At 68.0% G+C, this 11971-nt stretch carries 8 protein-coding genes; 2 read left to right on the top strand and 6 right to left on the bottom strand.

What is annotated here, in order from left to right; all coding sequences use genetic code 11:
- Positions 1-38 precede the first annotated feature (38 nt).
- Positions 39-1547: a type VII secretion integral membrane protein EccD gene (gene eccD, locus QQS16_RS29470; RefSeq protein ID WP_286066495.1), complete on the bottom strand. Its 1509-nt coding sequence runs from the start codon at positions 1545-1547 to the stop codon at positions 39-41.
- A gap of 334 nt (positions 1548-1881) precedes the next feature.
- Between eccD and eccCa the strand changes: the two genes are divergently transcribed.
- Positions 1882-5856 carry a type VII secretion protein EccCa gene (eccCa, locus tag QQS16_RS29465; RefSeq protein ID WP_286065079.1) on the top strand — a complete coding sequence of 1325 codons (3975 nt, stop codon included), beginning with the start codon at positions 1882-1884 and terminating at the stop codon, positions 5854-5856.
- A gap of 313 nt (positions 5857-6169) precedes the next feature.
- Here eccCa and QQS16_RS29460 read toward each other — a convergent pair whose 3' ends face one another.
- From QQS16_RS29460 to QQS16_RS29440, 5 genes are all read right to left on the bottom strand, one after another.
- Positions 6170-6469: a WXG100 family type VII secretion target gene (locus QQS16_RS29460; RefSeq protein ID WP_286065078.1), complete on the bottom strand. Its 300-nt coding sequence runs from the start codon at positions 6467-6469 to the stop codon at positions 6170-6172.
- Between the two features lie 74 nt (positions 6470-6543).
- Positions 6544-6894, bottom strand: coding sequence for a WXG100 family type VII secretion target (locus QQS16_RS29455; RefSeq protein WP_286065077.1), 351 nt, complete (start codon positions 6892-6894; stop codon positions 6544-6546).
- A 148-nt stretch (positions 6895-7042) separates the two neighbouring features.
- A complete protein-coding gene (locus tag QQS16_RS29450; RefSeq protein WP_502963857.1) occupies positions 7043-8284 on the bottom strand; it encodes a S8 family serine peptidase in 1242 nt (413 codons plus the stop codon).
- A gap of 90 nt (positions 8285-8374) precedes the next feature.
- A complete protein-coding gene (locus QQS16_RS29445; RefSeq protein ID WP_286065075.1) occupies positions 8375-10153 on the bottom strand; it encodes a hypothetical protein in 1779 nt (592 codons plus the stop codon).
- 2 nt (positions 10154-10155) lie between these two features.
- The gene (locus QQS16_RS29440; protein ID WP_286065074.1) at positions 10156-10602 is read right to left on the bottom strand and encodes a DUF2563 family protein; all 447 of its coding nucleotides are present in this window, start codon (positions 10600-10602) and stop codon (positions 10156-10158) included.
- Positions 10603-11349: 747 nt separating this feature from the next.
- Between QQS16_RS29440 and QQS16_RS29435 the strand changes: the two genes are divergently transcribed.
- A complete protein-coding gene (locus tag QQS16_RS29435; RefSeq protein ID WP_286065073.1) occupies positions 11350-11865 on the top strand; it encodes a hypothetical protein in 516 nt (171 codons plus the stop codon).
- Positions 11866-11971 lie beyond the last annotated feature (106 nt).

The following is an 11971-nucleotide window of genomic DNA, read 5'->3' as shown; positions in this document are numbered from 1 at the left end:
AGCCGGCGTTGTCCGCGCCCGGGCGGCACGCACGTTCCTCAGCTGGTCATTGCCCGCGCCTTCGCGTAGACGTCGAAGACCGCCAGGGCCAGCGGGATCAGCGTGAGCAGGACGAAGCTCTCGGCGATCTCCAGGAAGCGTCCCCAGAAGGGCGTGACACCGCGCCGCGGGGTGACCAGGCCGATCGCGGTGACCAGGGCGGCGGCCGCGGCGATGGCCGCCGCGAGCCAGACACTGCGGATGTCGAGCGCGGTGGTGTCCCCGAGGACGGCGTCGCGCAGATAGTCCTGGGGCGGGTTGAGGGCGAGCCCGAGACCGAGGAAGACGAGGGCGGCGAGGCCCGCGGCCAGTGTGGCGCCGACCTGGGCGGTGTAGCGGAAGAGGTGGGCGCGCATCAGCATCGCCACACCGGTGGCGAGGGCGAGCAGCTCGGCCCACACGTTGTCGGAGAAGCCGAGGACGATCGACGCGCCCACGGAGACGAGGGCACAGCCGCCGACGAGACCGACGAGGAGTTCGTGGCCGCGACGGGTCTGGGCCGCGATGCGCTCGACGTCGATGGGCTCCTGCACGGCGGCTTCCCCGGAGTCGTAGCCGCCGCGCGAGGGGTTGGGCGGTTCGAAGCCGATGGGCAGCCGCGCGAACCGCATGGACAGGCCCGGCAGGAAGGCGAGCGCGACGACGGACAGCGGCGCGCAGACGGCGGCCGTCTCGATGGGCCGCAGGTCCGTGAGGATCGCGATGAAGGTGGTGACCAGGCCGATCATGGAGGCGAAGACGAAGGCCACGAAGGGGCCGTCGCCACGCGGCGACACCAGGGTGAGGACGACGGCGGCGACCAGCACCGCCGTGCAGGCGAGCAGGAACTGCAGCCGCCCGATGCCCTGGCCCTCGGAGAACGGCAGCAGCCCGGAGCCGGCCACGGCGACGTTCGGCAGCGCGCCCAGGCCGAGGGCGATCGCGGAGCCCCGGTCGTCGTACACGCGTGCGCGTACACACGCGATGGTGACGAGCAGGAGCCCGGTGACGCCCGCGACGATGCCCTGGAGGCTGTGCATGTCGTGGCGGATCTCGGAACTCCAGGCCACGAACGCCAGCAGCGCGGGCAGGATTCCGCCCGCGACGAGGCCGGCGATACGTGTCAGGTCGCCGTTCCACAGGGTGCGGTCTCGGGTGACGGCGGCGGCCACGGCCTCGGATACGTCGTCGATGACGGCGGGCGGCAGCGACTCCGCGAACGGGCGCAGGGTGAGCAGTTCGCCGTCGAGGATGCGCTGCGCGGCGAAGGACCGCGAGCTGTCGAGGACGGTGCCGTCGCGGCGTACGAGGTGGTATCCGACGGGGGCGCCCTCGGCGGGGCTCTGCTGGGACAGCCGCAGGATCTCCGGGTACAGGTCGGCGACCGGTACGTCGTCGGGCAGCGCCACGTCGATGCGGCTGTCGGGCGCCACGATGGTGACCCGGCTGAAGCCGAGGCCCGTACCCGCCCCCGAAGGGGCTCCGGTGCCCGGTCCGCCGGTCGCGCCGGCCGGCGCGGAGGCCGTCATGCTCACCTGCTGTTCCCCCTCGTCGGTGGTGGGGCGGCTCGCGGTGCCGCCGCACACACCCGCCCGTAAGAATCCTGTGTAGGTTGTGCCGCGCCGCTCTCGCAACCGGGCAACCGTGCCGTTCCGCCCGGGAATTGCGGAGAGACGCCTGGTTCGAACCGTTGCGGATTGCCCGTTTTTCCCGGAACGATTCGCAACTGCTCACACGTCTCACGGGCACCCTACCGCCCGCCGGTGTCCGTGGTTGTCAGTAGGATCACGCTGCGCGATCGACGTCCGCCCGACACGGGGCGGCGGACGAAACAACTCGGTCCGGCAAGGGAATTGGTGCGTAGTGAGCCACATCGTCGTCAAGCGCCCACCGCGAGCACTGCCGAAGGAAGTGCCCACGGACGAGGTGATGCTCCAGGCTCCGCCGGAACTTCCGCGCGGGCAGCAGGAGGGCGCTCTGATGCAGCTCCTGCCCATGCTCGGCATGGGTGGTTCCGTGGTGTTCTTCTTCAATCCGCAGGCCCAGCCCTTCATGAAGATCATGGGTATGGTGATGGTGGCCTCCACGGTCGCGATGGGCATCGCCATGCTGGTCCGCTACCGCCGCGGCAACCAGGGCCAACTGGCGGACATCCGCCGCGACTACCTGCGCTATCTGTCGCAGACCCGGCGCCAGGCGCTGCGCACCGCCCAGGCCCAGCGCGACGCCCAGTACTACCTGCACCCTTCACCGGAGCAACTGTGGGCCCTGGTCGCCGAGGGCAGCCGGGTGTGGGAGCGGCGCACCGGCGACGAGGACTTCGGGCAGGTGCGCGTGGGCCTCGGTCCACAGGCTCTGGCCACTCCCCTGGTACCGCCGCAGACCGCCCCGGTCGACGACCTGGAGCCGCTGACCGCCGGTGCCATGCAGCGCTTCCTGGCCACGCACAGCTCCCTCGAGGACCTGCCGATGGCGGTCTCGCTGCGCGCCTTCTACCACGTGACGATCAGCGGCGAGCCGGGCACCGTACGCGGCACCGCCCGTGCCGTGGCGGCCTGCCTCGCCTCGCTGCACTCTCCCGAGGACATGGTCATCGCGGTCGCCACCGGGCGGGAATCGGCGCCCGAGTGGGAGTGGGCGAAGTGGCTGCCGCACTTGCAGACCCGGGGGCTCACGGACGGCGCCGGCAGCATGCGTCTGATCGCGACCGACCCCCTGCAACTGGAGGACCGGCTCGACCCCTTCCTCCAGGGCCGCCCCCGTTTCCACCCCGCCGCTCCGCCGGTCCCCGAGCAGCCGCATCTGGTGGTCGTGCTCGACGGTGTCTCCCTGCCGCCCACCTCCCTGCTCGCCAGCCCCGAGGGCCTCCAGGGCGTGACCGTCCTCGAAGTGGTACCCGGAGACCTCAACCTCGGCCGCGGCGACCTCGCGGTCATCGTGCACCCGAAGGAACTGCGCCTGGAATCGGCGCACGGCATGGTCTACGAGGGCACACCGGACGTCCTGTCGTACGAGGCCGCCGAGGCGCTCGCCCGACAACTGGCGCCGCTGCGCATGGGATCGGGCGGCGAGGACGACGAACCGCTGCTCGCCAACCTGGAGTTCACCGATCTGCTGAACCTGGGCGACGCGGCCTCGGTCGACCCGAGGCGGACCTGGCGGCCGCGCTCGCAGTCGGAGCGCCTGCGGGTGCCGATCGGTCTCGGCGAGGACGGCCGGCCCGTGATGCTCGACCTCAAGGAGGCGGCGCAGGAGGGCATGGGCCCGCACGGCCTGTGCGTCGGCGCGACCGGTTCCGGCAAGTCGGAGCTGCTGCGCACGCTGGTCCTCGGCCTGGCGGTGACGCACTCCTCCGAAACGCTGAACTTCGTCCTCGCGGACTTCAAGGGCGGCGCGACCTTCGCCGGCATGGCCCAGATGCCGCACGTGGCGGCCGTGATCACCAACCTCGCGGACGACCTGACGCTGGTCGACCGCATGGGTGACTCCATCCGCGGTGAGCTCAACCGCCGCCAGGAGATGCTCCGCGACGCGGGCAACTACGCCAACATCCACGACTACGAGAAGGCCCGCGCGGCGGGCGCCCCCTTGCAGCCGATCCCGTCGCTGATCCTGGTGATCGACGAGTTCAGCGAACTGCTCACCGCGAAGCCCGACTTCATCGAGATGTTCGTGCAGATCGGGCGCATCGGACGTTCGCTGGGTGTGCACCTGCTGCTCGCCTCGCAGCGCCTGGAGGAGGGCCGCCTGCGGGGCCTGGAGACCTACCTGTCGTACCGGATCGGTCTGCGGACGTTCTCGGCGGCCGAGTCACGCGCCGCGATCGGCGTCCCGGACGCCTACGAACTGCCGAACGTCCCGGGCTCCGGCCTGCTGAAGTTCGGCACGGAGGAGATGGTGCGCTTCAAGGCGGCGTACGTCTCCGGCGTGTACCGCACGGGTTCCCAGCAGGCCGTCGTGCCCGGCGGGCCGCTCCCGGTCGACCGCAGGCCGGTGCTCTTCACCGCGGCCGAGGTCCCGGTGCAGTACGCCCCGATCCCGCAGCAGCGGCAGGCGGAGCCCGACGCGCAGCAGGACGACGCGCTCGCCGACACCGTGCTGGACGTGATCGTGCGGCGCCTGGAGGCGCAGGGCCCGGCCGCCCACCAGGTGTGGCTGCCCCCGCTGGACAGCCCGCCGTCGCTCGACTCGCTGCTGCCCGGACTGGCTCCGGTGCCCGGCCGCGGCATGACCCAGCCCGGCTACGAGGGCGCGGGCCGGCTCGTCATTCCGGTGGGCCTCGTCGACAAGCCGTACGAGCAGCGGCGCGATCCGCTGTGGGCCGACTTCGGCGGCGCCGCCGGTCACATGCAGGTCCTCGGCGGCCCGCAGTCCGGCAAGTCGACGCTGCTGCGCTCGATCATCGCGTCCTTCGCCCTCACCCACACCCCGCACGAAGTGCAGTTCTACGGGCTGGACTTCGGCGGTGGCAGCCTGTCGGCGGTGGCCGGCCTGCCGCATGTGGGCGGGGTGGCCTCACGCCTCGACCCCGAGAAGGTGCGGCGTACCACGGCCGAGGTGTACGGCGTCCTGACCCGCCGCGAGGAGTACTTCCGTACGGCCGGCATCTCCTCGATCGCCGAGTTCCGCACCCGCCGCGCGCGGGGCGACATCTCGGTGACCGACCAGCCCTGGGGTGACGTCTTCCTGGTGATCGACGGCTGGGGCAACTTCCGTCAGGACTACGAGGCGTTGGAAACCCTGGTCCTCGACATCGCGGCGCGCGGCCTCGGTTACGGCATCCACCTGATCCTGTCCGCCTCACGCTCCATGGAGGTCCGCGCGAACCTCAAGGACCACCTGATGAACCGCCTGGAGCTGCGGCTCGGCGACCCGATGGACTCCGAGTTCGACCGCAAGGTCGCCGCCAACGTGCCCACCGGCGTCCCGGGACGCGGTCAGACACCGCAGAAGCAGCACTTCATGGCGGCGGTCCCGCGCATCGACGGCCTGTCCTCCGACACGGACCTGGCGGAGGCGACGCAGGCCCTCACGGCCGAGGTCGCCCGTCACTGGCAGCAGCCCGGCGCCCCCGAAGTGCGCTTGCTGCCCAGGGAGTTCCCGGCGGCCCAGCTGCCCCCGGGCGACCGTTTCCCGAACCGGGGCGTCTCCTTCGCCCTCGACGAGAACAACCTCGAGCCGGTGTACGTGGACTTCGACCAGGACCCGTTCTTCCTCGTCTTCGGCGAGAGCGAGTCCGGCAAGTCGAACCTGCTGAAGCTGCTCATCAAGCGCCTCACCGAGCGGTACGACGGCAACGACTGCAAGCTGTTCGTGGTGGACAACCGACGCTCGCTGCTGGGCGTCACGCCGCCCTCGCACCTGGCCGAGTACATCCCCATGTCGAACCAGATGCAGCACCACATGGACGCACTGGCCGACCTGATGCAGCGCCGCACGCCCACCGCGGAGGTCACGGCCCAGCAGCTGCGCGACCGCAGCTGGTGGCGCGGCCCCACGGTGTACGTGATCGTCGACGACTACGACCTGGTGTCCACGTCGAGCGGCAACCCGCTGGCGGGCCTGACGGATCTCCTCCCGTTCGCCCGTGACGTCGGCGTCCGCTTCATCATCGCCCGCTCCACCGCGGGCGCGGGCCGCGCCGGCTACGAGTCCTTCATGCAGCGCATCAAGGAACTCGGCGCCCAGGGCGTGGTCCTCACGGGCGACCCGGCCGAGGGCGAGGTCCTGGGCGGCGTACGCCCGCGCCCGATGCCCGCGGGGCGGGGCGTGTTCGTGTCGCGCAAGCGGGGGAAGCCGTTGGTTCAGGTGGGGTTGGCGGAGGACACGAACGTGTGACGTGTGCTGACGTGTGGGGTGGGGCCGTGTCTGCTTCGGGGGGCACGGCCTCGGTGCTTTGAGTGCGTTCGGGGCGCGGAAAGTGGGGCGAGGGCGCGGGGTGGTTCAGCGGACGAGGGGGAAGCCCGGAGGGGTCGGCTTCCGCCCGTTCCTCACGGTGAAGGTTTCGGCTTGGGCGGCCGCCTGAGAGCGCCCGAAGCGTTCGCTCGGGCGGGGGGCCGCCGCTCACCGCGAGCGTGACGGGGAAGCGCACGGCAGCGGGGTGGGCGCCTCCCGCGCGCGCCCACCCCGGAATTGCTTCGTGCCGCTCGGCCTACTGGAAGTAGCTGGCCGCCTTCTTGTCACCCTGCATGTACGTACCACCCGACGTCGCGACCACGTGACCGATGCCGGTCAGCGCCTGGTGGATGTCGTTGGCTTCCTTGTCCCAACGGGACAGCTTCTCGTTGAAGGTGTTCTGAGCCTCACCCTCCCAGTACTGAAGGCTGCTCACGACCAGCTTCTTGAGCTCCTGCAGGTCCTGCTCGAGCTGACTCGCCTCGTTACCGATCTTCGTCGCCGCGAAGTCGAGCCCGTCATAAGTGACTTGCAGCCCATCAGCGTTGTTGGCCATGCCTGTTTACCTCGTCTCGCTGGGTGTGCGTGGTGGGTGCCGGCTGCCCGGCGGAGTCCGTGCGCCGGCTCGGCTCAGTAGGAACTGAGGGAGGACGGCTGCACGGTGGGAGCGCCGTCCTGGATGTCGATCTTGTTGACCGCCGCGCGAACCTCGTCCTCCTTGCTGTCCTTGATGTTGCGCGTCGACGTCATCGCCTCGATGACGTCCCCGAGAATGGTGCCGATGTTCTGCAGCGACTGATTGATCTCGGCCTGCTTCTTGTCGAACGCGGCACGACCGATACCCTGCCACTGACCCTCAAGGCCGTCGATAACGCCCTGAAGGTTGTGCACCCGCTTACGGATGCCCTCGTACTTCTCGTACATCTGCTTCTGCAGCTGGACTACTGCGGCATCTTCAAGCTTCTGCTTTCCACTTGCCATGGTCAGCCCTGCCTTTCCTGTGTCTGTTGTTTATCCGGTTGATTCGGCTCACCGCTGGGGTCTTATTTCGCAGGCTTCACAGCGGTAAGACGGAGTGCGCGCCCTATCCGAACAACGCAGGGCTATTGACTCTTGACGGCTGGCGACGTCACCTGGCGCGACGGGCCCGCATGAGGGCTGCGCCACCACCACCGAGCACGATGACCGCGCCAGCTGCTCCCAGAGCCATCCAGAGCGTGTTGCCGTCGTTGGACGCATCCGCGCTTGACCCTGCGGCCGAAGTACCGCCGGTGGAACCCTTTCCTGGGGCCTGTGACACGGTTGATGCGGAAGGAGTGGGCGACGAGGAAGCCGAGGACGAGGCGGACGACGCGGAGTTGGCCAGCAGGTCTCCACCGTTGTCCTTGGCCAGTGGGTCGACATTCGCGGGACCGGCGTCATAGTTGGGATCGCTGAGTACCATCCGTGGACGGACGAACCCGTATCCCACGTACTTACTGGGCTTGTCCTTCGCCCAGGTACGGCCAGCCGTGTCGATCAGGGCGCGAGTGACCTGGTTGACCGTCCAGTCAGGGTGGACGGACCAGATCAGGGCCGCAGAGGCTGATGCGATCGCGGCGGCCGAACTCGTGCCGTTCCTGTCGCCGCAGTAGGAACGGAAGTTCGGGTCACACCACCCGGGGAAATCTTGCCCTGGAGCCGCAACATCCACATAGTTCCCCGACGAGGAGAACTCCGACACCTTGCCGGTTTCGTCCGTCGCCGAAACACCAAGTACGTAGGGGAACCCGGCTGGGTAACCGATCGTCCCCTTGTCTCGGCCATCGTTGCCAACGGAAGCAATCAACAGCTTGCCTTTCGAAGCGGCGTACTCGATAGCCTCCTTCTCCTTGGAACTCGGCCCCGCCGACCCGAACGACATGTTGATGATCTTCACATCGCTGTCGGCTGCCGCTCTGATCGCATCTCTGGCCTCGGGCGTCTTCTGCTTCTCTTCCGCGCCGCCCTTCAGATTCTCCAACTCAATGCGATACGGGACGATCTTCGCTCCTGGCGCGAGGCCTCGCAGGCCGCCCCCTGCTCCCGTGCCAGCAATCAGTTCGGCCATAGTGGTGCCGTGTCCGCTGTAGTCGTCCGTGACTTTGTACGCGACCGACTTGGGGACCTCGTCGGTCAGGACTTGCCCCTTCAAGGAAGGGGTACTCGCATTCACACCGCTGTCGATGACAGCGACCTTGACACCCTCCCCCGTGCTGACCTTCCACATCTTTTCGGCCTGCATGGGCTCCAGGTACCACTGGTCCGACTGTGCGTCGTAGGCAGCGGCGTTAGGGGCGAACCCGACAGTCGTAGCCGCCAGGGCGCCGACGACCACGCCGACAGCGTGCACTCGTCTACCGCAGCGCGTTCTGGGGAACATAGCCCGCTCGGCTCGTCGGCTGATCCCTGACTTCATCGTGTTCGGTGTCCTCGCTCGCGCTCAGTTGACGACCGGCGGCACATCACGCCGCGGGTTGTTGGGAAGGTGAGTCTCTTCGTCTTCGACCAGGTAGTCGGGGCGCGTAGATCCCCGCGCCGTTTCCTCTTCACCGGGCTTCCCGACGGGGCCAGGACCACGCACGAGACCCGCGCCACCACGCGTCATACCGTTGCGCTCGGCACCCGCAAGAGAATTGCGTGCAGAGGGCCTGCCCGTGACAGCCTGTGGCGTTCCCGCACCGGCACGCGAGGTTGTCCCGCTCGGACCGGACCGCGTGGTCGACTCGGGTCCGCCAAAGACGCCGCGCTGACTGGGGCGACCAGTCGCGGACCGGGAGTTGGCTACTGCCTCGCCACCGACGACCGTGCCACGGGGCACCCTCGACCCACCACTCCCCACGGCACTACCGGTAGTCGCGGGCCGTCCCCCGACGACTCCGTTCGACCGACCGGCGCCAGTGGTGGGCCCACCGCTCGCCCGTGGCGTGGCCGTGCCGTCGGCCCGGGGCGTACCGCCGCTGATGCCCTGGCCCATCGGGAACGACTTGGATGCGGAAGCAGTGCCCTTGGCCGGCACCTGACCGGTCGACGTGGCGCGCCCCATCTGGTTGATGGGTCCCTGTCCCGCAGATCGCCCGGAACCGGAATTCGTCAAACCGGGCGTACCAGCGCGGCCCTGAGTGGACGCAGGGGTACGACCGACCACTCCGCTTGCGCTCCGGCCCTGCCTGCCATTGGGAAGCGGGGTCCCCAGGCGGCCGTCGAACATGCCAGTCTGGCCGCCACCTGTGGTAGACGTACCCAAGACCGGCGGATTCTGCCCGGTCACCGGACTGGCCGTGGGCGGGGGCAGCGTTCCGACGCTGTCGATGTTCGTGCCAACGGTGTCATCCGGGTACATGATCTTGTCGGTGACATCCTTGACCGGCCGCGGTGTGTCACTCGCGACGTCCCTGGCGACTTCGCCCGTCGCCGTTGCGTGGTGACCCGAGGGAGAGGCCGTTCCCGTGATGCCCCCCTGCGAGCCCGTAGCAGAGTTTGAAGAGTCCTTCCAATTCGACGCTACGGGCTGAGGAACTCCAACGTCAGGCATGGCCTCGAACGTCGGCGTTTTCTTCTTGTCAGGCAGGGCCGACAGCATCTCTTCAGACACCGCGTAGTAGGACGCCAACCGGTTCATCTGGTTGATCGCCTCTTGGCGGTCCTTCTCAACCCGCACAGCAGCCGCGTACTCGTCTTTGTTCGCGGCTTTCTCAGCCTCGCTGAACTGCTCGGGGCGCTTCCGGTTCGGGTCCGTGTCACGGGACGGCATGGAACCACGCACGGACGCAAGACCCATGGCGGCAGCCGTGATCTGGTCCCCCGCGGCTCCGGCGAACTCACTCAAGTAGTTCGTGTTCTCGACGAGTGCGGTTCCCCACGTCCGGAAGGAGTCACCCGACTCTCCAACCCAAGGCACGGTGCCGATGTGGCCGGACAGCTCATCGGCTGCTGCTTTGATGGCGTCGCGCGCGTCCCACAATGCCTTGCCCGACGATTCGAGATCTTCAGGGTTCGTCTGCTCGACGAGGTCAACCAGAGCGTTGAGGTCGAGGTCGCTCTTCTCGAAGTCTGTCCGGTCCGCGACAGTACGCCCGTAAGGCGTGGCCACGACTGCCGATCGGATCATGCGGTTGAGGAATCCGCCAGGCGGTCGTTCCTCAATGCCTCGAACGACGTCCGTGACGCCGTTCTGCCTTTCGACGCGGTCGAAGTCCGCCTCGTGCTGCTTCTCGGTCATGGTCACATCACCGCGGTGTCGTCGTTGCCAGCACGCTGCTTGCCGTCCTTCGCGCCTTGGATCTTCGTGACTTCCGTCTGGATCTCCCAGAACCGTCGGCGCTGCTCCTCTTCGAGGTTGTTGAAGCCGTGCCGCGCACCCTGAACCGCGATACCGATCGCCTCAATCTGCAGATGCAGGCTCTTAGAGAGCGACGTGAGCTCCCGGTGGACTCGCTGGTACTGCGCGTACAGGCCAGTCGCCTCCGGGAACACGCCCTCCTGACCCGAACTCAACGACGTGGCCTTGATCGTCTGGGCACCCACCTTCGTAGGATTGCCGGCCGATGACTCAAGGTCGCGGAGGACCGCGTCCACCCGGTCCACGAACGCCTTCAGCGCCTCATCACTGGCCTCCAGGTTCGCCGCCCTGGTAGCCGACACGCCCCCCACCATGTCTGCCGGAAGCACGACGCTCCTCCCCGTTTCCCCGTACATCCATCGACCTCGACAAGATCAAGGCCGACCAACCACTCGCCGTACGATCGCAAAGCGAGCCGCGCCTGACAACGCTTTTACCACTGTAGTCAACCTGCACAACGAGACCAACAGAGGTGTGTAGTAAGTCGGTTACGAAGCCATCCGAGCTTGCCCTCTATGCCCGACTTGCCGGTTCGCTGCGAAGGGATCCACATGTCACCCGCACGCCATGGCTCCGCTCCCGCATCGACGCAACTGGGATCAAGCAGTCCCGCAGCGCTCGCGATCTTCATCGAACTTCCACACTCCCATTGGGTTGCTCGGCCCCTTGGAGTGACTCCTGTGCGATACGCGAGACGCCACCGCTAGCCGTCAACGAGGGGACACCGAGGGCTGGGGTCGGGGGATCAACGACGCATGCGTCAAACGAGCGCGCAGAGAGCGAGTGACTCAATCGGGTGACCGCACGGAGGAGTTGTGACTGGTTCCGAACAGCAGGAGTCGGCCGAATGGACACGGCTGGTCGCTGCGTCCGGGCCTCCGCCCCACTGGGACTTGTACGTATCTCCTTCGAACCCTCACCAGTCACCATCCACACAGGCCTTGACCGGCATCTCCCTGGACCGCACAGGCACACCCGGGACGTCGCTAGCTTGATCGGGTATGGCGGCATCTGAATGGCAATGTGTGCTCGGATCGCGAGACGAGAGCCGAGCACACGGGGAGTGGGTCGGACCCATGACATGGGAAGAGTGGGAGCAGCTCAAGGCGCAGGCGGCCGAGCGGCAGTCGACGCATATGCAGCTGAACCAACTCGACGGCGGTGGCGGTACGTCCGGGTCTCCCGTGGCGCCGAGGGAGTACGGCGTGCTCAAGGTCGGCCAGGGCGATTTGAGCAAGATCGGCAAGACGGCGCACACGCTCTACAACGAACTGTGGGACAAGGCGCGCGTCGCCGTTCCGAGCAGTGACTCCGCGGCCGGTGATCTCTCGAAGCAGGGCTTCGCCCTCGGCGCCGGCCTCCGGCATGTGTCGACCCGGTGGGAGGAGCAGCTCAAGTCGTTGATGGATGCGATCGCGCACATCTCGAACCACATGCACGTCACCAAGAAGGTGCACGGCGGCGACGACGACTTCATTCGACGGCAGATGAGCAGCATCGACGCACTCGACGCCGGTTTCGACGAACGAGTCGGGAATCCCGGCGAGAAGAATCCCGTCTACGACCAGGCCGAGAGCAAGAAGAAGGAGTAGTGGCCCCCGGACGCAGTGCCGCGTCGCTTCGCCGCACTGCCCGGTACCTACATGGGCGCCACGCGTCGCCCCCGGCCACCACCCCCCGCTCCAAGGACGGAACCCG

Source organism: Streptomyces sp. ALI-76-A, assembly GCF_030287445.1.
In the GTDB taxonomy this organism is placed as follows: domain Bacteria; phylum Actinomycetota; class Actinomycetes; order Streptomycetales; family Streptomycetaceae; genus Streptomyces.
The sequence above is the reverse complement of the archived record's forward strand: the minus strand, read 5'-3'. Positions and strand labels throughout refer to the sequence as shown.